Source organism: Paenibacillus sp. Root444D2 (genome assembly GCF_001426375.1).
Lineage (GTDB): Bacteria > Bacillota > Bacilli > Paenibacillales > NBRC-103111 > Paenibacillus_E.
Genome location: NZ_LMEO01000045.1, coordinates 674,931 through 699,790, shown reverse-complemented (window position 1 = coordinate 699,790; position 24,860 = coordinate 674,931). Strand labels below are relative to the sequence as shown.

General features: G+C 43.8%; 17 protein-coding genes and 1 pseudogene. 16 read left to right on the top strand and 2 right to left on the bottom strand.

Annotated elements, in window-relative coordinates:
* Position 1 precedes the first annotated feature (1 nt).
* The 6 genes and pseudogenes from ASD40_RS24490 (at position 2) to ASD40_RS24470 (ending at position 8,893) form a co-directional block, all read left to right on the top strand.
* A complete protein-coding gene (locus ASD40_RS24490) occupies positions 2–322 on the top strand; it encodes a hypothetical protein (protein WP_057305751.1) in 321 nt (106 codons plus the stop codon).
* Between the two features lie 920 nt (positions 323–1,242).
* Positions 1,243–5,043, top strand: a pseudogene (locus tag ASD40_RS24485) (DUF5695 domain-containing protein); the annotation flags it as partial.
* Between the two features lie 9 nt (positions 5,044–5,052).
* On the top strand, positions 5,053–6,690 hold the full coding sequence (locus tag ASD40_RS39495) for an OmpL47-type beta-barrel domain-containing protein (protein WP_442952727.1): 1,638 nt from the start codon (positions 5,053–5,055) through the stop codon (positions 6,688–6,690).
* Between the two features lie 74 nt (positions 6,691–6,764).
* Positions 6,765–7,091 (top strand): hypothetical protein, encoded by a 327-nt coding sequence (locus tag ASD40_RS24480; RefSeq protein WP_200957460.1) that lies wholly within the window; start codon positions 6,765–6,767, stop codon positions 7,089–7,091.
* Positions 7,092–7,101: 10 nt separating this feature from the next.
* Positions 7,102–8,322 carry an MFS transporter gene (locus tag ASD40_RS24475; RefSeq protein ID WP_057305748.1) on the top strand — a complete coding sequence of 407 codons (1,221 nt, stop codon included), beginning with the start codon at positions 7,102–7,104 and terminating at the stop codon, positions 8,320–8,322.
* A gap of 10 nt (positions 8,323–8,332) precedes the next feature.
* On the top strand, positions 8,333–8,893 hold the full coding sequence (locus ASD40_RS24470; protein WP_057306301.1) for a sugar O-acetyltransferase: 561 nt from the start codon (positions 8,333–8,335) through the stop codon (positions 8,891–8,893).
* Between the two features lie 135 nt (positions 8,894–9,028).
* Here ASD40_RS24470 and ASD40_RS24465 read toward each other — a convergent pair whose 3' ends face one another.
* The gene (locus ASD40_RS24465) at positions 9,029–10,078 is read right to left on the bottom strand and encodes a LacI family DNA-binding transcriptional regulator (RefSeq protein ID WP_057305747.1); all 1,050 of its coding nucleotides are present in this window, start codon (positions 10,076–10,078) and stop codon (positions 9,029–9,031) included.
* Between the two features lie 547 nt (positions 10,079–10,625).
* Between ASD40_RS24465 and ASD40_RS24460 the strand changes: the two genes are divergently transcribed.
* The 7 genes from ASD40_RS24460 (at position 10,626) to ASD40_RS24430 (ending at position 18,825) form a co-directional block, all read left to right on the top strand.
* On the top strand, positions 10,626–11,561 hold the full coding sequence (locus tag ASD40_RS24460; RefSeq protein ID WP_057306300.1) for an ABC transporter permease: 936 nt from the start codon (positions 10,626–10,628) through the stop codon (positions 11,559–11,561).
* 18 nt (positions 11,562–11,579) lie between these two features.
* The gene (locus ASD40_RS24455; RefSeq protein WP_056828104.1) at positions 11,580–12,461 is read left to right on the top strand and encodes a carbohydrate ABC transporter permease; all 882 of its coding nucleotides are present in this window, start codon (positions 11,580–11,582) and stop codon (positions 12,459–12,461) included.
* Positions 12,462–12,509: 48 nt separating this feature from the next.
* The gene (locus ASD40_RS24450) at positions 12,510–14,111 is read left to right on the top strand and encodes an ABC transporter substrate-binding protein (RefSeq protein WP_057305746.1); all 1,602 of its coding nucleotides are present in this window, start codon (positions 12,510–12,512) and stop codon (positions 14,109–14,111) included.
* 78 nt (positions 14,112–14,189) lie between these two features.
* Positions 14,190–15,680 carry a glycoside hydrolase family 32 protein gene (locus tag ASD40_RS24445; protein WP_057305745.1) on the top strand — a complete coding sequence of 497 codons (1,491 nt, stop codon included), beginning with the start codon at positions 14,190–14,192 and terminating at the stop codon, positions 15,678–15,680.
* 30 nt (positions 15,681–15,710) lie between these two features.
* On the top strand, positions 15,711–16,586 hold the full coding sequence (locus tag ASD40_RS24440) for an ROK family protein (protein WP_057305744.1): 876 nt from the start codon (positions 15,711–15,713) through the stop codon (positions 16,584–16,586).
* Between the two features lie 123 nt (positions 16,587–16,709).
* A complete protein-coding gene (locus tag ASD40_RS24435) occupies positions 16,710–17,828 on the top strand; it encodes a Gfo/Idh/MocA family protein (RefSeq protein WP_057305743.1) in 1,119 nt (372 codons plus the stop codon).
* 118 nt (positions 17,829–17,946) lie between these two features.
* Positions 17,947–18,825, top strand: a complete 879-nt coding sequence (locus tag ASD40_RS24430; RefSeq protein WP_235549412.1) for a phosphotransferase — start codon at positions 17,947–17,949, stop codon at positions 18,823–18,825.
* 239 nt (positions 18,826–19,064) lie between these two features.
* On the opposite strand, the gene ASD40_RS24425 is transcribed toward ASD40_RS24430, so the two are convergent.
* Positions 19,065–19,601: a hypothetical protein gene (locus tag ASD40_RS24425; RefSeq protein WP_156390179.1), complete on the bottom strand. Its 537-nt coding sequence runs from the start codon at positions 19,599–19,601 to the stop codon at positions 19,065–19,067.
* A gap of 239 nt (positions 19,602–19,840) precedes the next feature.
* On the opposite strand from ASD40_RS24425, the gene ASD40_RS24420 reads away from it, so the two are divergent.
* The 3 genes from ASD40_RS24420 to ASD40_RS24410 all read left to right on the top strand — a co-directional run bounded on the left by ASD40_RS24420 (position 19,841) and on the right by ASD40_RS24410 (position 24,814).
* Positions 19,841–21,634 (top strand): cache domain-containing sensor histidine kinase, encoded by a 1,794-nt coding sequence (locus tag ASD40_RS24420; RefSeq protein WP_057305740.1) that lies wholly within the window; start codon positions 19,841–19,843, stop codon positions 21,632–21,634.
* Positions 21,612–23,210 (top strand): response regulator, encoded by a 1,599-nt coding sequence (locus tag ASD40_RS24415; RefSeq protein ID WP_057305739.1) that lies wholly within the window; start codon positions 21,612–21,614, stop codon positions 23,208–23,210. Before ASD40_RS24420 ends, ASD40_RS24415 begins: the two co-directional genes overlap by 23 nt.
* 272 nt (positions 23,211–23,482) lie before the next feature.
* The gene (locus ASD40_RS24410) at positions 23,483–24,814 is read left to right on the top strand and encodes an ABC transporter substrate-binding protein (RefSeq protein ID WP_057305738.1); all 1,332 of its coding nucleotides are present in this window, start codon (positions 23,483–23,485) and stop codon (positions 24,812–24,814) included.
* Positions 24,815–24,860 lie beyond the last annotated feature (46 nt).

Genomic DNA, 24,860 nt, shown 5'->3' with positions numbered 1-24,860 from the left:
CATGAAATTCAATGTTCCCGTGCCGGTTGAATGCGGGGGCAAGGAAGATGTCCGTTATTTATATGTATCCGCGGATGACCGCAAGGTAAAAGTTACCTCGGCGGGTTACTTCCATTTTGATATTCATCCATGCAGAATCGGACAATACGACAATGCCGCCTATGAAGATGAGCTTGGCACATCCGATTCCGTTTTCCTTCATATCGATTACAAACATGCAGGTCTTGGCGGAGACAACGGTTGGACCAAAAATATTCACGATGAATATAAAATCGAAAAGGGCATCTATGTTTATAAGATCACTTTAGAGATCATGGATTGAACAGCAGGCCCCGGATATTATCAGCAATGGCAAATTGTAAAGGTTGAGTAGCGAAATAATTATAAGAGACCGTTCTTAACTAAAATGGGAGTACGATCTACCATTTGCGGAAGGAACGGTTTCTTTTTTTTAGAAAATATTTCACGATGGTCCAAATTCATGGGCCCATCTCATGATCGTCGTATGAGAAATCTTTAATCCTCGCTCGCTCATCATTTCGACTATATCTCAAAATAAGTTACTCCATCCCATGACTTCGTTATCAATTACGTTATCATGAATTAGATCTTTGCACCACAACCGGTATTCTTATTATTGCAGCTTCTAGAAATGATGGTATTAATAAAATTGATTGGTCACTACCATTAAATCAAATACACCGACCTGGTTTCTACTAATATGCTGCTTGTCAACATGGAAAAAAGTGCGTCCGCAATCGATAAAATAAGGCACGGGGAGCGAGAAAATTGGGATGTATTCATTCATTCACGCTCTATGGAAAAGGTTGTAATTTTTAAAAATGTGGTTGTAAATCCCTATATAATTCCCATATTACACCATGTAGAATAACTATTAAAGCGCTTACCATAATGATGATATTTATAAAAAAGGGGACCGAGTACATGACGATCAATCTCCAGACCATTTCCTTTGAGGGATGTACGCATCACGGATGCCCTTTTGGTCTGCATATATTCGATTGGTTCGGGATGTTGTCGTTTCTTACCAGTGGGAGGTGTTGACGTAACCAGCGGTATTTTATCAAGGGATTGCTACTACAGGGATAAAAGGTTAAAAACACAACTACATCTAAATTGGAGGTAACAAGGATGGAAGTAACGGAATCTCGGAGGTCGGATAGGTATAGGGTTGGATTAAAGAAGCTACTAGTGCTGCCGATATCTCTTTGTTTTACCATCATGTTGTTGTGTCTCCTATCTTCAGTGGCTTCTGCTGAATCTCTCGCGGACAGTCTATCCAATGATATTTTTGACATACAGACAGGAACCCATGGTGAAATCACCTCATTGCAGCTAAAAGGGGATGTATTCCCTACGGAATATGTGATGAATCCAACGAATGCTCCAAACCAGAATACGCCCGACCATCAATGGCTCGGGGAACTGATGTTTACATACAAGCTTGGAAACGGGGAATGGACGAAGGCTTGGACAAGCAAGTCAGATGACGGTAGAACGATATCGAAGAGTGGGAATGAAATTACAGTTACGTATGAGAACGCTTCAAACCCTGAGGGGATCCGGAATTTTAAGGTTATTGAAAAATATGCTTTAGTGGATGACTATGTCAAATGGACGATTGCTATTGAAAATACGAGCAACCAGACTCTAGAGATTGGGGACCTTGGTCTCCCTTTGCCGTTTAATGAACTATGGCAGGCGCCGAATGACCGTATTTATGAAACTAGAGTTTTGAATCATTCGTTTGTTGGTAATAACAGCTCGTATATCACGATTCAAAGGCCAAGCGGCATCGGTCCTTCCGTGCTTTTGGTTCCTGATGCAGCGACCGGCGCCGGCTTTGAATATCAAGACCGCTGGAAGCGTGAGGAGCATCCGGGCAGCAACTGGACGAATGATTCTGCAGGCTGGGTGGAAGGACTGAATGTCTACTATATCCATTCTAACGTGATCAAGAGTACCAACAAGGGGTACCTCCCGAATACAAGTCTGATTCTTGCTCCGAGTGAGAGTAAATCTTATGCTTTTAAGTTTTTTAAAACAGTTGACGATAACGATGTGAAAGCCAAGCTCTACGACGAGGGCCTCGTTGATGTCACCGTGGTGCCAGGGATGATTTTTGCAACCAATATGAAGGCCAAGATCGATTTGCATACGTTCAAAGACATCACTTCCGTTACCGCACAATATCCTTCTGAGTCAACGATCACTTTTCTGAATACGGCCCCTGCCAATCATAAGATTTACGAGCTCACACTGGGTCATCTGGGACAGAATGATCTTACCGTTGAATATGGAAACGGGGAAAAAACCGTCCTGCAATTTTATGCGATTGAGCCTATTGATGCCGCACTGCAGAGACATTCCACTTTTATGGTAGAAAAGACGCGATACAATGATCCGGGAACCATTAGAGATAAGGTTTTTGACGATTGGATGATGCAAAATAAAACGACTAGAAACCGATTCAATGGTTATTGGGGATGGGGCGATGACTGGGGATTAACGCATGGACAATTTTTGGCGGAAAAGAACTCGCAGGTCCCGATTGCCTCGGAAGTTAAAGCGGTCGATGACTATCTGGAGACGGCCATTTGGACCAATCTAATGAACGGACATCATGAGGATTATCTGGTTCCGGATTTCTTAATGAATCAGCCAAACACAACGCCGACGTATCGTGGCTACGCTTACCCTCATATTTATAATACGTACTTCAGTATGTATAAGATTGCCAAGATGTATCCTGATCTTGTCGCATATAAGCACACGAAAGAAGAGTATCTTCTGCGGACATATAATATTTTCAAAGCCTTATATGATGGTCCGGTTGCGTACAACTGGGAGACAGGTCTTATGGGAGAGTTGACGACACCTGACATTATCAAAGCCCTGCAGGACGAGGGGTTCACGGCTGAGGCGAATGATCTCATCGCTAAGATGGCTACCAAGTATAACAATTTTAAAAACACGACGTATCCGTATGGCTCTGAGTACAGCTATGACAATACCGGCGAAGAAGCGGTGTATACGTTAGCCAAAATGAACAACAATACGACGATGATGAGCAAAATTATTGCAAAAACAAGAGCCGATCGCGGGCAAATGCCGATCTGGTATTATTATGCGGATCCGGTGACGATAACAGGTGAGAACTGGTGGAACTTTCAGTACTCGACTTCACTCGCCGGTTTTACGATGGATGACTGGATTCGCAATTATTCCGCAGCGCCTGAGGTTGAACAGCGCTTATCTTACGCTGCCAAAATTGCCAATATCGGTGCTATTAACTCTGGACAAATTAGCTCAGACCCTGCAAATATCGGTGCGTCTTCATGGACGTATCAAGCGGAAAAAGGAAACTACGGCGCAATGGGTCTAGATGGAGGACCTCTTTTTAACGGATGGAGAGGGATGACGGGTGAGTCCGATTTAGGGTTATTCGGAGCGATCAAGATTCTGAGCAGCGATGTAGCCATTGATCCGATTTTCGGATTAACGGGATATGGCGCAGATGTAACGGAAAGCGGCTCGAACTACGTCATTACGCCAAAAGACGGTGTGTTCAAGCGTATAAATCTGATCACCGAAAAGCTTAACTTAGAGTTGGATCGAGATCAGTTTATGAATGCCACAATCGCGAAGAGCAAGAACTATGTTCAGCTGAGTATGAAAAACGTAACGCCCGGTACAACGCAGCATCAAACAAGAATCACATTCACGGGACTTAAAAAAGCGACCTATGATATCTTAGTTGATGGTGTGCATCAAGGAAAATTGAATGCTTATGGCTCTAAAGCAACGCTTACGATTAATGCTGGAGCGACGGCAGCTTATACAGTTGAGCTGCAAGAAGGAATAAAGGATGCGAATACAGCTCCGATCGCGAATGCTGGTGCTGATAGTTCAATTACTTTGCCGGATGATATTAGCTTAAAAGGAACCGCTAGTGACGATGATCTTCCTGGCGGCACGTTAACAGCTGCATGGAGCTTAGTGAACGGACCAGGTACAGCAACGTTTGCTGACGCTTCTGCACTGAATACGAATGTAACCGTATCTGCTGCTGGGGATTATGTATTCAAGCTGCAAGTAAACGACTCGGAGTTATCTTCCGAAGATACAGTTACAGTTACGGTAGCGCCTGCGCCGCCTTTGCCTCCGGTCATCTTACAATATTTGTTTAACGAGACAAGTGGAACAACAGCCTCCGATACAACAGGCAATGGTATGGATGGAACTTTAAAGGGCTCGGCAACATGGGTTCAAGGCAAGCAAGACAACGGATTGCAATTAAACGGCACGGATAGTTACGTGAAAATGCCTGCGAGTATCTTAAGTCGCGTACACGATATTACGATTTCGACTTGGGTGAAGGCAAATAAGTTGGGTAATTATTCAAGAATATTCGACTTCGGAAGCGGAACGAATACGTATATGTACCTGTCGCCGAAAGTTGGCGGAGGGGGAATGAAGTTTGGCATTACATCGACCGGGAATGGGCCGGGACAAGAACAGGTTATCAATGCACCGGTTTTACCTACGGGCGTATGGAAACATGTGGCGTTTACCCTTTCCGGAACAACTGGGATTCTCTATGTCGACGGAGTACAGGTTGGAATTAACACGAACATTACTCTGAATCCATCGAGCTTAGGGAAAACGATCAATAATTACATTGGAAAGTCTCAGTTCGCCGATCCTTATTTGGATGGCATTGTGGATGACTTCCGAATTTACAGCAGTGCTCTTAGTGCGGCGGAAATCGCTTCACTTGCGGCTCCGCCTTTTGATGATATTGTATCTTTAGATGAAGTCAATCTTACTACACAGGTGAAAGTGGCGCCGAAATTACCGCAAACCGTAACAGCTCATTTGAAAAATGCCAGCATCATTGATGTTCCGGTAACTTGGGATGCTATCGATCCTGCCCGGTATGCTTCAGAAGGCAATTCTTTCACTGTAGCAGGTACTGTGGTTGGATCTACGACTTTGAAAACAAAAGCGAATATTGTTGTAACGGGAGTCATGTTGGATCCGTTCCCTTCATTGGTTGCACGGTACAAATTTGATGAAGCAAATGGCACCAGCATTACCGACGCTTCGGGTAACGGACATGATGGAACGACGAAAGGATCGCTTGCTTGGGAACCGAGTGGACATCAGAATGGTGCTTTAACCTTTAGCGGCACTAGCGGAAATTACGTAGACTTAGGCAGGAGCAGAGATTTGCAGCCGAACAAGATTACACTCTCTTATTGGATCAAGCGGACGACAAGCATGAATGCTAATGAGAACATACTACTGTGGTTCAAGCCGGAGAACGATTATGCGGCTAATGGATTTTTCGTCACTTATAACGGCGATGTCTCCAGCTTGGTTATGGTCGATGGAACGGGTAATTTCTTTGTGAAAGCGAGGCCGGACGATTTCCTTCCTCTAAACGAATGGACAAATGTAGTGTTCACCTTCGATTCAGAGACCAAGGCAGCGGCGATTTACAAGAACGGTATCTCCCAACAGATTGATACGGATGGGGATCTTAATTCGATAACGGCTACATCCGATATTAAGAAAATCGGTGTATCCGGATATGGTAATGGAGCGCAACTGAACGCAACAGTAGACGATTTCCGGATTTATGATGGTGCCATGACGGCGATACAAGTAAAGGCCCTTTATGACGGTAAAGATGTGCAAAGCGTTCAGCCTGTTGCTGTTTCAACCTCAATCAGCAAGGCTCCGGTGCTACCTGATACGGTTTCGGTCATCTACGAAAACACGAGTCAAGGTACGGCAGTTGTTAGTTGGGATGCGATTGATCCAATGCAATATGCACAGAGTGGTGTATTTCAGGTGTATGGAAAAGTGGATGGAACATCAATTAAAGCCGAAGCGAATATAACGGTCACTAGCCTCATACCGGCAACGAGAGCTGTTCTAGCGCCGTCTGAGCCAGATGGACGGTACGGATGGTACGTACATCCGGTTATGGTAAACCTGATTGCCGATAATCAGTCAGGTACAATACTGACGGAGTACAATCTTGATGGTGGGGGAACATGGCTAACATATACGGGACCCATTACCATGAATCAGGACGGTAAGTATAATGTGAGCTACCGTTCATCAGACAATGCCGGCAACGTAGAAGTCGTGAAGACAGTCAGCTTTAACCTGGACGTAACTGCACCTACAATCAGCATTTCTGGATTAGTGGGAAATAGAGACATTAGCGATAATGGGGATATCTCGCCTATGTTTTTAGTGAACGACGGGATGTCGGGGGTTGACAGCAATAGGACTACTGTAACGCTGGATACTTATTCTTTCCAGACAGGAACGCCCATCCCGCTTTATACACTGCCGCTTGGCTCGCATACATTTATGGTGGCTTCGAGCGACTTGGCTGGGAACGCGGCTAGCGTAACAGTGACGTTTCAGACAACGACAAGCCTTGAAGCTTTAAAGGCACTGATCACTCGCTTTGCCAAGAATAACTGGATTGATAATGCCGGAATTGTGAATAGCTTGCAAAAGAAATTGGATAAAGGCAATGTGGAGAGTTTCGTGAGCGAGGTGCAGGCGCAAGCAGGTAAACATGTCTCAAGTGAAGCTGCAACGTACCTGCTCCGAGATGCTCAAGCTTTAATAAATAAGAAATAAGTGTGTGGAGAATTTTTTAAAGATATTGGAATTTGCCAAGTAACAATTACAGACTCCCTTAAGGCGACACTGTCTTGGGGAGTATTTTTTTGTTCATCAGCGACGTTCAGTCCATAGTTCGGCAATTGCACGATAGGACTACTTTTCATTCTCTAGCTGGCCGTGCCGTATCCAGTCTGATCGCAGTCATGAACCCGGAGACGATTGCTTTGACCGGGAGTCTAGTCCAGCCAGCTGATGTGGAGATGATCCGGCATGAATGTTTGAAGTATATTCCAGAGATGCATATGCCGCAACTGAAGCTGCTTGAGTATCCGGAGGAGGATTACATGTATGGATTGATTACAATGACACTGGAAAGCCTGGCCTATTCAGTGAAACTTGTAGAGAAACGGAAGTGAAGCGAAATATATGACATCTCTTTTCTACAAGAATCCCAGACTAGCCCGTAATATCTTGTTTCTGCTATTTGCCCTGCCGGGACTGTCCTTTGCTTCTTGGATCTCCCGTACACCTGCTGTTCGGGATTTGCTTCATATCTCTACTGCCGAGATGGGTATCATAATATTCATGGCTGCAGCGGGAGCCCTAATTGGTCTGCTTGCGGCGGGTTCAGTTGTCGCACGAATAGGTGCACGACCTGTCATAATGGGCAGCTCTTTAATGATTGTGATTGGATTTGTAACTAGCGGAATCGGTACGGCCCTAACGAATTTGCCTATCTTTATAGGGGGCTTGATCATTTTTGGCTGCGGTTACGGTTCTGCGGAGGTCGCACTAAATGTGGAAGGTTCTGCAGTCGAGAAGGCATTGAATCGAACACTTTTACCGGCCTTTCATGGCTTTTTTAGTGTAGGGGCACTCGTTGGAGCGGCTATCGGCGCCGGGGCTGTGGCCATTCATCTCCCGATCGTGGCCCATTTCTCGATCATCGCTCTGTTGATGGCCGCAGCTGTATGTTATTGCTATCGTTACTTGCCAGAGGATACAGGAAAGGAACATGTGGATACTTCAACTCTAAAGAGTTCGGCTTTTAAACAGCAGTTAACGGTATGGAAAGAAAAACGGACATTGTTTATTGGTATTATTGTTTTGGGCATGGCATTTGCCGAGGGTTCCGCTAATGATTGGTTGCCGTTGGTTATGGTGGATGGTTATGGGGTTAACTCGCTGGCAGCTTCCTTTATCTATGGCTTGTTTGTAGCAGCTATGACCCTGGGACGATTTACTGGCGGATGGATTCTGGATCGTTATGGAAGGGTGTGGGTCTTATCGGGATGTGCCATTGCGGCCTTTCTGGGATTAACGTTAGTGATCTGGGGCCAGCATTATTTTGTAGCTTCGGTTGGTGTCGTTTTATGGGGGCTTGGAGCCTCGCTTGGTTTTCCGGTGGGGCTATCGGCGGCAGGAGATGAACCTCAAGGTGCAGCTGTAAGAGTCGGAGCCGTAGCTACGACGGGCTATATCGCAGCTCTGGCGGGTCCGCCTGCGCTGGGCTTTCTGGGAGAGCATTTTGGGTTATTGCGTGCACTGATTGCTGTACTTATTGGTATTGTCATCTCAGGATCTCTGACCAGATCTGCCAGACCATTACAAATTCAAAATACTTCACTTCATGATGAGAGAGGATAGGGTGTATAACATGAAAACAGAAAAACAAAAAATGCTAGATGGCGAACTATATATGGCTTGGGATCCTGAACTTACGCGTGAGCGGGAATATGCCAGACGGATGACGCGCATGTACAACCAGACTACCGAAATGGATGGAGAGCTGCGAGTACGGATACTTAAAGAGCTGTTAGGATCGACTGGGAATAACTTGGGTATGGAGCCAAACATCCGATTTGACTATGGCTACAATATTTATGTTGGCGAGAACTTCTATACAAACTTTGACTGTACTATCCTGGATGTGTGCGAGGTTCGGATTGGCGATAACTGTATGTTCGGGCCAGGAGTTCACGTGTATACGGCTACACATCCTGTAGATCCGTACGAAAGGATCAAGGGGCCGGAATATGGAAAGCCGGTAACGATTGGCAACAATGTATGGGTCGGCGGAAGAGCGGTTATTAATCCAGGTGTAACTATTGGCAATAATGTCGTTATTGCTTCTGGAGCCGTGGTAACCAAGGATATTCCGGACAACATGATTGTTGGTGGTAATCCAGCGAGAGTGATTAAAAGAATTGATGTATAAATCCGACGCTGTCACGATAAATGCTGTTGTGCATCTGCAGTCTGCGGCCAACTTTAAATGTTCTAAAGCAAGCTGAAGTAATAATTTAAACCGCTGCACCATTCATAGGGTGCAGCGGTTTATTGTTTAATAGTTTCATAAATTAGATTCGTTTAAATTCCCCGTAGATTCACGGAATATCGGCTTCGTTTGAACATGAGTAATTTGAGGTGGCTTGAGAGGGTTCTCAACCCTGGACAACAATATTTCAGCAGCCAGAATTCCTATTTCCTCTCTGAATATATGGACGGTTGATAAATGAGGTTCTACGATCTGCGACTCAGGAGAGTTATCAAAACCGCAGATAACTATATCCTCCGGTATTCGTACATTTTTGTTTTTTAAAATCCTCATCACGTTAATGGCAATAAAATCATTCGCACAAACAAAGGCAGACGGAAGGTTGTTCATGTTATCCAACCGGTTCTCAAACCATTTAGGATCCGCAATATATCGATCTTCTTCAACTATGCAAAATAGGTGGTTAAGCTGCAAATGAGATTCTAGTAACGCCCGATTAAATCCAGACCATCTTTCATTAAAGCTTTTACAATGATTATAGTCGCCAATAAAGCCAATATTTGAATAACCATTATCGATTAATTTCTTTGTCATTAAATAAGTACTATGTTCGTTTTCCATTAGAATGATATCTGCATGAAGTTCGGGATAAAAGATATCCGCTGTGGAATCTATAAAAATGGTTGGGATCCCCAAGGAATTGATTAATTGGGTGTATTTCTTGTCAAATAACTCAATACAAACGATTCCGTCCACTTTTTTAGTGTCGAAATTATTAGGCAGTACTAATGAAGAAATGTCCGATTCTCGAACAATGTGAATGGAGAGATTAAAACCATCGGAACTGATTTTTTTCTCAAGTCCGCTTAGCGATGAAGCCCCAAAATGACTATTGCTCGGCATATTTGACGTTAAGAGTGCAATGTTGCCCGTATTTTTGGTGGTTAACGTGTCCGTATCAATAAGAGCAAACTGTTTATAATTTAACTCAATCGCACGTTTTAATACCTTATTTCTTGTTTCTGCAGGAATACTTTCACTGCCGTTTAGAGCTTTAGAAACAGTATTCCTGGATAGCCCTAAGGAGTCCGCGATATACTGTATGGTGATTTTTTCTTTACTCATGTGCTTACTCCTTTAACGAACAACTACAGTTCGCAGATCAATGGATGATTAGTTTAAAGTAAATGTATAATATTATAATTAAAGTGTCAATTCAAAATGTTACAATTGAACAAATATCAACTCAGAAATTAGTGCATTTGCAAATTGATGCAAATTCGCTAATTGTGCAAATTAATGTAAACAAATGCACAAATTAAGTTGTGCAAATGAATCTGTAAATTGAAATTTTATCCTCCGTACATTTTGTTTTATTGTTCAAAAGAAGAGAAAACCAATAAAAACGAACGAATTATTCGATTTTTAGTGAGAATATGCATCTTATTTTGTTTGCAAATGAACAAATTATATAAAAATTATGTTGACTAAATTAATTATTGTGTGTAAATTGAAATTGTGGTCAAGAGAAGATAGGAAGAATGTAAGCCCTTACTTATATGGGATCTACAAGTGAAAAAGCACAAACGTTTGAAGTGATTTGTGCAATTGAAAAAAATTATGGATATTTAGTTAGGGGGGGACAATCTTGCAAGAAGTTGCGAAGGTTGACATGAGAGCTGTTAAACAAAGAAGTCATACATTTATAAGTAAAATCGATTATATGAGGAAAAATCCTTTTCTGTACCTACTGATGGCACCAGCCTTCGTCCTGACGATCATATTTAAGTACGTACCCATGTACGGGGCGGTCATTGCTTTTAAAGACTTTAGTCCGAGCAAAGGGATTTTCGGCAGTGAATGGGTTGGATTAAAGCATTTTACGAAGTTTTTAACCTCACCCAATTTTGAAGTTATTTTCATGAGCACGCTGAAACTTAGTGCTTATGGACTCATACTTGGTTTCCCGGTTCCCATCTTATTAGCGCTCATGCTGAATCAATTACGGAAAGCTGGTGTTAAAAAAAGGATTCAATTGGTCTTATATGCGCCAAACTTTATATCGGTTGTCGTTGTTGTCGGGATGCTATTCGTATTCCTATCGCCGGTAGGGCCGATTAATAAGATTCTAACCCTGATTACTGGCCATCCTATTAATTTTATGTCAGACCCGGATTATTTTCGGACGCTTTATATCTTATCTGGCATTTGGCAGGGAGCGGGCTGGTCATCGATTATTTATGTAGCTGCATTAGCCGGCGTTGACCCCGAGCTCCATAATGCTGCAACCATTGATGGAGCTAACCTGCTGCAAAGAATCAAACACATCGACTTGCCTACGATTAAACCGGTTATGGCAATCGTATTCATCTTAGCTGCCGGCGGCATTATGGCAATTGGATTTGAGAAAGCCTATTTGATGCAAACGGCAATGAATGTTCCAACTTCAGAGATCATTCCAACCTATGTGTATAAAATTGGTTTGCAAGCAGGAAATTACGCTTATTCCTCTGCGGTTGGTCTATTTAATTCCGTTATTAATGTCGTTTTGCTTATCCTCGTTAATATTGTCGTGAAGAAATTAAATGAAGGTGAAGGCCTCTATTAAAAGAGAAGGAGATGCCGTATGAATTTTAAGCCTACTAGATTGGACCGTTTTATTCTGACCATCAATTACATTCTATTGTTCTTTGCTGTATTGATCGTTGTAGTTCCCTTAATTTATGTAGTTGTGGCGTCGTTTATGGAGCCGACTGCACTATTAAATAAAGGGATCTCCTTCCATCTTGCTGATTATAGTGTTCAAGGGTATAAAGTCATTTTATCGAATCATGCGATGATTCGGGGATTTGTAAATGCTCTTTTTTACTCCGTCGCGTTTTCTTTTGTTACCGTCGTTGTCTCCATTTTTGCCGGCTACCCTTTATCGGTTGCTGGTTTCGTAGGTAAAAAGTTTTTTACGATCCTGTTTGTCGTCACCATGTTTTTCGGCGGGGGATTAATTCCAACCTATCTGGTGATAAAAAACTTGGGAATGTTAGATACGGTATGGGCGATCATCCTACCAACGGCTGTAAATGTTTGGAATATTGTTTTGGCAAGGACCTTCTTTAGTGGAATTCCGAACGAATTGAACGAGGCAGCCAAGGTTGATGGCGCATCTGAGGTGCGTATTTTCTTCAAGATTGTTCTTCCTCTATCTAAACCAATTATTTTCGTATTAGCCCTATATGCATTCGTAGGTCAATGGAATTCTTATTTCGACGCGTTAATTTATTTGAAAAGTGCTAATTTGCTGCCTCTACAGTTGGTTTTAAGATCTATCTTAATTCAGAATCAAGTAAATCCTGGCATGATTGCGGACCAATTGGCTATGGCAGAACTGAAACGACTATCTGAGATCATTAAGTATTCATCCATTGTCATTTCCAGTCTACCGTTACTTGTTATGTATCCTTTTTTCCAAAAGTATTTTGAAAAGGGTGTTTTGGTCGGTTCATTAAAATAATGGATCGGCAAACATATAGGTTTTCCAAAAAAGAGGAGGGTTATTCTTATGAAACATTCCCAAAAGGCATTATTCATTTCTATGGCGGCATTATTGGCAGTAACGGGGTGCAGCAGCAGCAAAGAATCAGGCCAGCCGGCAGCATCAAGTGCTGCCCAAGGTACAACAGCGAAACCTGCTTTGAAGTTTATGACACAAAGCTCGCCGCTAGCTCCCGAAGATCCTAATAAAAAGGTGATATTCCAACGTCTAGAAGAAAAGACGGGGATACACATTGATTGGGAGAATTATCCTTGGGATTCGTTTGCGGAGAAGAGGAATTTAGCGATTGCCAGCGGGGATCTTCCTGATGCGATTTTCGATGCAGCTTTGGGTGACTACGATTTGCTTAAATTGGCAAAGGACGGAACCATTATTCCGCTCGATGACATTATTGAAAAACAAATGCCAAATTTCAAGAAGGTTTTGGAGAAAGCGCCGCAATATAAATCGATGATTACGGCCCCGGACGGTCATATTTATTCGTTCCCATGGATTGAAGAGCTGGGTGCCGGTAAAGAAAGTATCCACTCAGTAGATGACTTCCCTTGGATTAACGTGGAATGGCTAAATAAATTAGGCTTGAAGATGCCAAAAACGACGGAAGAATTAAAACAAGTTTTGATTGCTTTTAAAACAAAAGACCCGAACGGTAATGGAAAAGCGGATGAAATACCTATGTCCTTTATCAATAAAACCGGCGGAGAGGACTTGGCTTTCTTATTCGGCTCATTCGGTCTGGGCGAAAACTGGGACCATACAGTTGTCAGTGATGATGGAAAGGTTATTTTCACATCTGCTGATAATAGCTTTAAGGAAGGCGTCAAGTTTCTAAATGATTTATATAAAGAAGGTTTAATGGATGTTGAAGCGCCTACGCAGGATTGGAATACCTATCTAGCTAAAGGAAAAGAAAATCGTTATGGTCTATATTTTACATGGGATAAGGGAAATATCACAGGCATGAACGATAAATATGATCTTATGCCTGCGCTTGAAGGGCCGAATGGTTGGAAAAACGTAACGCGAACGAACGGAATGGGACTCGATAGAGGAAGAATGGTTATCACCAAAGCAAATAAAAATATCGAAACGACTGCAAAATGGATTGATTCTCTATACGATCCGACACAATCCGTACAAAACAACTGGGGCACTTATGGAGATAAAGCACAGCAAAATATCTTTGAATTCGACGAATCTAAAAAAATGCTGAAACATTTACCGTTGAACGGAACGTCTCCTTGGGAATTGAGACAAAAAACCTTTGTTGGCGGACCATTGGCGATTTTGGATTCTTACTATGGCAATGTTACGACGAAGCCAGACGATGCGGCATGGAGATTGGACCTAATGAAAAAAGTGATGGTCCCGGACATGAAGGCAAAAAATATTTATCCAAAAGTGTTCTTCTCTTTAGAAGAATTGGATCGACTTTCTGCGATTGAAACAGATATGTTTGCCTATGTACTGAGAAAACGGACTGAGTGGATTCAGAATGGGAAAATTGATGCTGAATGGGCTGGTTATTTAAAAGAATTGGACCGTCTGGGTCTACAAGATTGGTTGAAGATTAAACAAGCAGGTTACGACAGAAACGTAAAAAAATAAATTTTGTATTAAATCGCCGGAGCGGATCGAGTATGAAGGTGACGCTCTGGATTTTTTTAAATAGAGGGAGTGGAAGAGATGTCAACTGTTATGTATAGAGAAAAGTACCGACCACAGTTCCATTTTACGCCGCCGGCTAAATGGATGAACGATCCAAATGGAATGGTATATTTCGATGGGGAATATCACTTGTTTTATCAGCATTATCCAGAAGGTACAACCTGGGGACCGATGCATTGGGGACATGCGATCAGTACGGATTTGACCCATTGGGAGCATCGCCCGATTGCGTTAAAACCTGATCAAAATGGTTTCATATTCTCCGGTAGCGCAGTGGTGGATTGGGAGGATACCAGCGGATTTTTCTCTGGTAAGCCTGGTCTGGTTGCTATTTTCACCCACGCGGACCATTATCCGGATTCCGAACGACCGAGACAGAGGCAAAGCCTTGCTTATAGTTTGGATAAAGGCAGAACGTGGGTGATGTATGAGGGGAATCCTGTGTTGTGCAACGAGCAAATAACGGATTTCCGGGATCCTAAAGTATTCTGGCATGCTTCAAAGCAGCAGTGGATCATGGTACTTGCAGTGGAAGACCGTGTTCATTTCTATACGTCTTCCAATCTAAAGGAATGGTCTTTTGCAAGTGAATTCGGTGCCGCAGAGGGCTCACATGACGGAGTATGGGAATGTCCGGACTTAATAGAGCTACCGATAGAAGGTCATGCTGAAGAAACGAAATGGATACTGATCGTCAGCATCGGAGATCATCCACAGATGGCAGAAGGCTCAAGGACACAATATTTTGTTGGGAGCTTTGACGGAAGTACATTTACGAACGATGCTTCTCCTGAAACCGTCTTATGGTTGGATCACGGAAGAGATAACTATGCCGGTGTAACATGGTCGGATGTTGATAGATCGGATAAAGGAAAGCTGTTTATCGGCTGGATGAGCAATTGGAAGTACGCAAATCTCACTCCGACAAGCAGTTGGAGAAGCGCGATGACGCTGCCACGGGTGCTTTCCCTGAAGAAGGGGGCATCTGGAATGCGCTTGGTTCAAAAGCCTGTGACGGATTTGCAGAAGCTTCGGTTAGAAGCACAGATTTGGGAAGAGGTTATGGTTAGCCCCGGTCAAAACATACTTTCGGACGTGCACAGCGATACCTATGAGCTCGAATGTGAAATCGATTTGGGCGACGCATCGGAAGTTGGTTTTAAGCTTCGGAATTCGGAGCGGGAAGAAACCGTAGTCGGCTATAACACCGCCATGCAGAGATTGTTTGTTGACCGTTGCAACTCCGGTGAAAGCGGATTTCATGATGCATTTGCTTGTAAGCATGATGTGCAATTGGAGCTTCAAAATGGACGACTAAAGCTGCACCTATTTGTCGATAACTCTTCCATTGAAGTATTTGCAAATGACGGGGAGGTTGTGATTACCGATCAAATTTTTCCGGATCCGTCCAGTACAGGTTTGGAATTATATGTGCTTGATGGAAAGGCCAAGGTCATTTCTCTAGCACTTCATCCATTGAAATCGATCTATTCGCTTGTGACGGTATAACAAAGTGACGATGATTGTGAGGGAAACGAATTGTTATTAGGTGCTATCGAAGGCGGCGGGACAAAGTTCGTATGCGGGATTGGGACGGCAGATGGCGAAATTCTTGACCGCATCTCTATCCCAACAACGACACCAGAAGCTACGCTTGGCAATGCGATGGATTTCTTTGCAGCAAAAGAGATACAAGCAATTGGAATCGGAACCTTCGGCCCGATTGATGTGAATCCGCAGAGCCATGCTTATGGTTCCGTAACAAAAACCCCAAAGCCGCACTGGAGCGGTTACCGGATCGTAGAGCATTTGAAGCGGTACTTTGACATCCCTATTGGTTTTGATACTGATGTGAATACAGCTGCCCTGGGGGAAGCAACATGGGGGGCAGCAGCAGGATTGAACAGCTGCCTGTACATGACGGTCGGAACCGGGTTCGGTGCGGGTGCCATCGTTGAAGGCAGGCTCGTTCATGGTTTGACCCATCCAGAAATGGGGCACATTCTTATACGGCGGCATCCGGATGACAGCTATGAAGGACACTGCCCCTTTCACAAAGATTGTTTGGAAGGATTGGCGGCCGGACCGGCGTTGGAGGATCGTTGGGGATCGAAGGCGTTTGAACTTGGAGATACTCATTCTGCTTGGGAAATAGAAAGCTATTATATCGCTCAGGCACTAGTCAATTACATTCTCATTCTTTCTCCGGAGAAAATCATTATCGGCGGCGGCGTTATGAACCAATCTCACTTATTCCCGCTTATACGCGAACAAGTTCGTAAACTGTTGAACGGTTACGTACAGCATCCGGCTTTTTCAGATGACAATGATAATTACATTGTACAACCCGCTCTAGGCGGCAACGCTGGTCTTTGCGGTGCTCTGGCCTTGGCTAAACAAGCTTTGGATATTTAGAAATAGCACACCAAGAAATTACCGGAAATTTAAGATACCTCCATCTATTCATTATGTTGGAGGTATTTTTCCTTTAGATGTACACAAAACATAGAAACAATTACTATTCGGGAGGTTACTTAAATGAAACTTGGATTCATCGGTTGCGGAGTTATTTCAACTGCACACTTGGAAGGTTTGCAACAATTAAAAAATGAAGGCAAGAAAACGTTTGATTTAACAGCTGTTTGCGATCTTAGACAGGATCGAGCTGAGGAGTTTGCAGCGGAAGTGGAAAGACGGCTCGGAAAGCGGCCCGAAGTATATACAGATTATCGCCGGATGCTGGAGGAAGGCCGATTGGATGCGGTATCCATCCTGCTGGATCATGATTTGCATCATACCGTTGCGGAAGATTGTTTTGCTGCGGGAGTACATGTGCAAATGCAAAAGCCGTTGGCTATTTCGCCTTCCTTCGGACGGAAGATGCTTGCAGATGCGAAAAAATATGGCAAGGTTATGACTCTATCTGAACCAAGCGTATTGGGAGCTGACAATGTTGCAATGGCAAGAGCGGTGAGAGAGGGTATCATCGGCTCCGTCTACATGATTATGGACTATGCGACAGTTACACTTGGGCGTAAATATTTTGCCGGTACGGCATGGCGTCATATGAAAGGAAGAGCGGGAGCCGGATGGATTAATGATCATGGTGTCCATCGCACCCATTTTTTTACTGAAGTGAATGGTCCTATTAAAGAAGTATTCTCATATAAGGAAATATTCGAGAAAGAGTTGAGCGACGGGGAAACCATTATACGTCCTAGTGGCGAAGATACGTCGGTAACGGTGTTCCGTTTTGCAAACGGCGGGCTGGGACACTGGATGTGCAGTACTGCCGCGCATGGGGAAGGAACCGGCGGGGTGTGGATTTACGGCAGCAAGGGCTGCTTCCGTCCGGGACAGCATGCAAAGCTGGAAGACGGGACACATATCCCGATGTCTGAAATTATCGAACGTTATGCGCCCGATATTGTACAAAATCCGTTTGCGCATTCTTATGTGGAATTATGGGAAGCAATAGCGGATCAAAAGGAGCCGATTTCGAGCGCTGGACGGGGGCTTGAAGCCTTAGGCGTCGTATTTGCGGCACTGGAGTCAGCGACAATTGGCCAACCAGTTAATGTCCAAGATATCATACTCGGAAAAATGCACGCATATGAAGATTCGGTGATAGAGGAAATGAAATCTTTCGAGAAGTAGCTTTTACAAGAAACACATTTATGATGCGCTGGCCCGTATATTTCACAGAATTTGTTGGAAAGGTTTTCAAAAAGCATAAAATCAATCGTATTTCCGTTGGGAGGGGATTCTGTTGAACATGAAAGTTGAAGAAATTATTCGCGAAGTACCAGAGCTAAGCCATGAATTCTTAAGTTTTGATAATCTTAGTGGAGGGCTATGCAACCAAACCTATAAGGTACTAACCAAACTGAGTACATACGTTCTTCGCATCAATAGCAGACAAAATGAGTATTTGAACCTGACACGCCGCTCTGAAATAGAAGTGATGAAGAAGGCAAACCGCGAAGGATTTGCTCCCAGGGTGATTTCCAATAATCATCCGGAACAATTTGTAGTCACGGAATTTATTGAAGGTCGAATGCTTGAGAAAGATGATCTGAAAGACAATCATATCAAAGAAATGATTATGGATCGCCTCAAACGAATACATCGTATGGAAGGTCAAGGCAGAACATGTACTCCTTACGATTTAATTTATGGATATTTGAAAGGCGCAGATCAGTTTCAAGTCAAGCATCCTGATGGATTGAACCGAATTTTGCATCGAGTAGAGAAAATCGCGCATAAGCGGAGTAATGACAAAGAATATAACAACAAATTCTGTCACAATGATTCCTTTTTATGCAATATGATCTATACAGGCCAACAGTTGCAAATTATTGATTGGGAGTTGTCGGGAGTCGGAGATGTGTTTTTCGAATTGACGCTCATTCCTTTTACAAACCAGTTCAGTGAAACAGATGAGCGTGAGTGGCTAAAGTTATACTTCGGATATTTCGAGGAGGAAACATTCCACATTTTTCAGGACATGAAATTTGTGTCGATGGTTCGAGAGGTTGTGTGGGGAATGTTTTACAGTGGACTTACTAAGACGGAAAGTCACCATGACTTTGATTACTACAAGTTTGCCGAATCTTGCATCCAGCGAATAGAGCACGGGATTTATCAATTATAATGGGGTGTAGAACGGGTATGTTAGTTAATAATACATGTTCTACAAAGAAAGGGCCATCCTGCAAAGGATGGCCTTTAAACTTGCAGATACAGACAGCTCACTGAAATATTAGGGGACAACGCCAGCGTGGAATTGTCATGAATAAATAATGTGCACAAACATAGCGAGGCCGCCGAGTTATCAATTGGCGGCCTCGCTACGCTAATAGGCAGTTACTGGATTAAATTTCATTTACTACTCTACCAATCTCTCACTGGTGCACAACCTCGCATCCAATGCCACTCGCTTTCTACTCGAAAGGCACTTGGCCATCCTTCAGGTGGAGACTCCCATTCCCTGAAATCAAGGATGCATTTGCAGAATGCTTCAGCGTTGGCAACATTGTGGTTTTGTAGTAATTGGACGGTAAGTTCGGTAAGTTTTTCAGGCTTATCTGGCGCGCTCTGAAGCGTCTTCATAAACCACTTGTGATACGGATATAGGATTTTGTTATAGGCGAGTATCATTCTTCCCCCATAAAGAACTAAATCGCTTCCGGCCCAATCAAGTAAATACGGATCGCCTCGCTTTCCGGCCTCAGAAATGTACCATCGAAGAGCCTTAAAGTGAGCGTAAAATGTTTGGATACGATGCATTTGTTCTGCAACAGGATATGCAGTGATGTGAGTTAATAGTGTCGGAATCTCAGTGGAATGCGAGAAAGCAAGAATTACATCTGTAAAAGCCGCTCGACTCGGCTCATTGCCGTATTCAGCTACCTGTCTCAGGTAATTCAAGTTGACCACCCAGCCATCAACATATCCTCCTGGATAATTGCATAGGTCTGTGCGAAAGTAGTGAAATTCGTGGATCTTCTCACGGCGTTGAAACTCCTCATCTGTACAGAGGAAATTAAGCTCACGAAGACGTATTTCTTAAAAAAGCGCACTTCTACATTAAATTTCAACGGTAGCATCGTGTGCGAATTCTGTTAAAATAGACGTATTCTAAAACGAAAGAAAGAGGCGGCTCACTGATGGTGTCGAACCCTTTCCGGCTACACAAAAGCATTTTTGCTAAATTTACACTCTCTTTTATTTCGATAGGTCTTATCCCGCTACTCATTCTCAGTTATATTTCACTTCAGACGTTCAGTGGCTTTATGGAGCGTTATGCGACGAACAATTATGAGCAAATGCTGCTGTTTGCAAGCCGAAATGTGGATGATATGTTCGTTAAGTACAATAACATTTCCAAACTAATGTACTCCTACGGGGTAGGCGGACTCTATGGCCAATTGGGACAAGCGATTGCAGCGCAAAGCAAGGATAAAGACATCCGCTTGTCGATGACGATCAACGATTTCTTGCAAACGGTGTTGTATACAGAACGTAACCTGCAAAGTGTCTTTTTTGTTCTGCCGAATGGAACCTTTCAAAGCTTATCTAAGAACAACGTTGCCCTGGATTACCAATATCAATTCCCAAGAGTTGAATGGAAGGATCAGTTGATGCTTAATCGTAACGATCTCAACTTTTTTCCGACGCATAAGCAGGATTATTTTCTTGGGGCAACGGATCAAGTCATGACGTTTGGGCGCAACCTAACCGATGTGTTGGGGGCATCCAAGGTCGAAGGCGATATGGTCGGTAGCTTTTATATGGATGTAGGACTTGGCGTATTTAATGAGATTTTTAAGCAAATGGTTCTGAATAACCGGGATACGGTCTATGTCGTGGATAATCAGGGGATTATCCTTTACAGCAATCAAATAGAGCTAATCGGTACTGTTTTCCATGCGAATACGTCGGATGATTTTTTGCATTTACAGCAGGATACAGAAGTGAAGAGCATCAAAATTGTCGGCGAGTTTTATAAAAAAGAACTGTTCCTCAAAGTCGAGCAGCTCATTCGGACGATTACGATCGTCATTGGCCTGTGTATGATTTCGTTGATTGTGGTAGCGGTCTGGTTCTCTAATCGCTTCTCCAACCCGATTCGCAGTATTACGCGAGAAATGGCGAAAGTGGAGTCCGGCAATTTCGATACGAAGGTGACCGTCAAGACAGCGGATGAGCTGGGGCTTCTGTCCCATGGTTTTAATAAAATGGTAGGGCGGCTGAAGGAATACATTGACGTTGTGTATGTTGCGCAGATTAAGCAGAAGCAAGCGGAGCTGAACGCACTGAAAAGTCAGATCAGACCGCATTATTTGTATAATACATTGGAAGTCATTCGGATGAGCGCTGTTGCGGAAGATGCGAATGAGGTGGGCGATATGATTTTGTCGTTATCGCACCAGCTCAAATATGTACTCGATTATGGCGAAGAAACCGTTACAATCCGGGCAGAGAAAGCGAACTTGGAGCAATACTTTCAATTAATGGTTATCAGGTACGGAGAGCATAAGCTAGGCCTTGACTTCCGGTTCGATGCGGACTTGATGGACTGCGCCATTCCGAAGCTCTCGCTGCAGCCAATCGTCGAAAACGCGATTTATCATGGCATTATGCTGAAGACGGGGAAAGGCACAATTCGCATTTCGATTGAAAAGCTTTCGGACAACCTGCTTGGTGTCACGGTGGACGACGACGGTATAGGGATGAGCGAGGATGCGCTTGAACTTGTTCGTCAGAAGCTGGCTGAGGGCAGCTCGCTGGATACGGGAAGCAGTATAGGGCTCATCAATGTCCATGAGCGCATTGTGGCGCTATATGGGCAAGGTTTTGGCGTAGAGGTCAATAGCAGTCAACATATTGGGACTACCGTCCGTTTTGTCATTCCTTTAACGAAAGAGGTGAGCGTCCGTGTTGAACGCCATTCTAGCTGATGATGAACCGATGATTATCAAAGGGTTAAAAAAGCTCATTCCGTGGGAAGAGCTCGGCATTGTAATCGTGGGTGAGGCCATGACTGGCAGAGGTTTGATGGAGCAGATTGAACGCAAGCAGCCTGATCTCGTCATCACGGATATAAGTATGCCGGACGGCTCAGGCATCGATGTCATTAAAGAAGTACAAAGGCGGCAGCTGCGGACCAAAATTATTTTTATCAGTGCGTACCAGGAGTTTTCCTATGCCAAGGACGCGTTAGCCTTCGGTGCAGTTGATTATTTGGTGAAGCCGATCGAGAAGAGTCTGCTGCTCGAGGCGGTGGGTAAAGCGATGACGCAGCTGCAAGAGGCGAATGAAGATCAATCCTCCAAAGGAAAGCTGGCCGTCTATGAACAAAAGGATAAGAAGACACAGCTCGAGGAGCTGTTCGACAGGCTCACTCAAGGGGATATTCGGTGGGAGGAAGCGCAGAGTAAGTTTCAAGCCTTGAACTCTCCGTTCACGGATCCATGTTTCAGCGTGCTGTATGTGGAGCTTGCGCATGTGCAGCTCCAGGACGGCAGGTGGGGGGAGCACGAGAAGCGTCTGTTAGTGTTTGCGGTATCCAATCTAGCGGAAGAACTGGTCCATCTATATGGCAGCGGCCTTGTCATTCAAAAAGGCGAAAATTTATGCGTCATTGTGAACCATATGCGTGTAGAGGATGATTTGCAGCGTCTCGCGAGCGAAATGCGAAATAAGATTTTATTTTATCTTAAAATTCATGTGACGATTTGTATAGGTATGCCGGCCCTCAGCTTGCAGGACATTCGGCAATCCTATAAGTCGGCCGTTGAGACGATGAACTATAGCTATTTTGAAAAGGAAGGGATGGTTCTGTCATGGTCACAGAATGAGCGGCGTGGCGGTGAAGATCAACTCTTAGCAGATGCCAAGCACGCTGTGATTAAAGCGGTCATTGCCAAGGAAAAGCAGCAGGTGCAGGAGCTGTTGGTAAGCTTTTTTGAACATGCTGCAACCAACGCTATTGGTCGTAAAGAATCCGCGGTATTAATCGTACATGCCATGCTGACGGACTTAATGGAGGAGATGTTGGCTGTCGGGATCGACCTTCAGGTGTCGTCCGAGCAGCGGAAAGATTGGCAACAGCGGTTGCATCAATTTTACCGTTTTAGTGATCTAACAGATTTCATAACGGGTCTCATTTTGGACATACTGGAACAAGTAAGCACGGCAGGAGGCAGCCGCGAAGCGCAGCAGATGAAGGTCATTAAGGAATACATTGAGGAGCACTATAGCGAAAATATAACGCTGGAAAGCATGGCTTCCCAAGTGTTTATGAATCCGTATTATTTTAGCAGCTTCTTTAAGAAGCACACGCATGAGAATTTTAAGCAGTACGTCACAAACATCCGGATGAAAAACGCAGTCCGGCTGCTCTTGCAAACGGATCTGCTCGTTTACGAAATTGCGGAGCAGGTTGGCTATCATAATCCACGGCAATTCAGTGATATGTTCAAGAAAAGTTATGGCAAGCTTCCGCACGAATATAAGAGTCAAATCAAAGGGTAAATCGTCGGAATTCTGTTTTTCTTAGAGACAGCTTCTGCTTTAGCTTCGATTCGAAGCATGGGCAGAAGCTGTTTTTCCATATAGATGAAGATCTTTGCATTCGTTTTCACTTTCTTAAATTCATGCATATCGAGCTTAAAAAACTTCATTCTAAACGATTTGGGCGTATGTTAGTCTTAAATCAAGGAACAAAACAGCACAAGATGAGTCGAAAGCACACCGCTTAGGTTGTTCAAAAGAAACTAGATACTAAAGGGAGGTTACTTTCAACCATGGTTAAAACTTTTTCCAAAGTACTCGTAGGCTCGACAGCATTAGCACTCATTTTGGCAGGATGCGGAAACAAAAGTGATTCCACAACTCCAACGTCAAGTGGCAAAGCTGCAGCAACAGCGGCTCCGAAGAAAGATGTTACTTTCAGCGTTATTTATGCGACAGGCGATCCAGCGACCAAACAAGCGGTAGCCGATTCGATTGCTGCTTACACGAAAGCGAACCCGAACGTCAAAATCAAAGATTTAAGCGAAACAACGACAGCTGCATATCTGGACTTCTTGAAAACAAAAGATGCCGTTGGTGAATTCCCAGACCTTGTCGAAATGCGTGACACGCAACTATTCGCGGATGCAGGCAAGCTGGCTGAACTTCCAAAAGATTTACAAGATTTGTTTGAAAGCGTACCGCAAGTAAACGGCAAAGTGTACAACGCGCCAATTTCGCTTCCTGCTCCACAAGGGATTATTTACAGCAAGAAAGCTTACGCTGATGCAGGTATTACAGAAGAACCTAAAACATATGCGGACTTTCTCGCAGCTCAAGAAAAGCTGAAAGCAAAAGGTATTTCACCGATCGTTGTCGGCGGTAAAGATATTTTCCACTGGGGCTTCTGGGTCAATAAATTCCTAATAGATGAAGTGTTCATCAAAGATCCAGACTGGAACTCCAAGCGTTCCGAAGGTAAAGTGAGCTTCGCAGATGCAGGCCCAGCGAAAGCGATGCAGCAATTAACAGATCTATTTACAAAAGGCTACGTAGATAAAGGTTACATGAGTACGGCGGACAACCAAACGGCTTCCATGCTCGTGACAGGTAAAGCGGCAAGCTTGTTCTCCGGTCCTTGGATGTTCCCAACGATCGCTCAAGCAGATCCGAAATTTGATTTTGGCTGGTACCCTGTACCAGATCAAAAGGGTGCAGTGAACGTTGTAGGTCTTGCACAACCAGCTGGTTGGTCCTTATCTGCTGCTGCAGCGAAAGATCCAGACAAAACAGCGGCGATCTCGGATTTCATTAAATTCTTCTTCAGCAAAGAGCAATATCCGAAATACTTGAAAGTTGCAAGCGCAATCCCATCTACAAAAGAAAAAATGAACTATGAAGCTTCCCCGCAATTGCAAGAAGTGTTGGCGATGATGGCAGATCCGAACGTTAAAAAATCGCTTCAAATCAATAATTTCTGGGGATCTAACCAAATACCTCCGCAATTCCGCAACTGGTTCTATAAATCCGTTCAAGACTGGTTAGTGAAAGGTGATTTCAGCGCAGATCAGTTGAAAAAAGCGGATGCGGAGTGGGATACCGAAGTGAAAGCAATGAAAAAATAAGAACGAAAAGGCTGCAAACGGAGAACCTCTGCGTCACTTGCGGAGG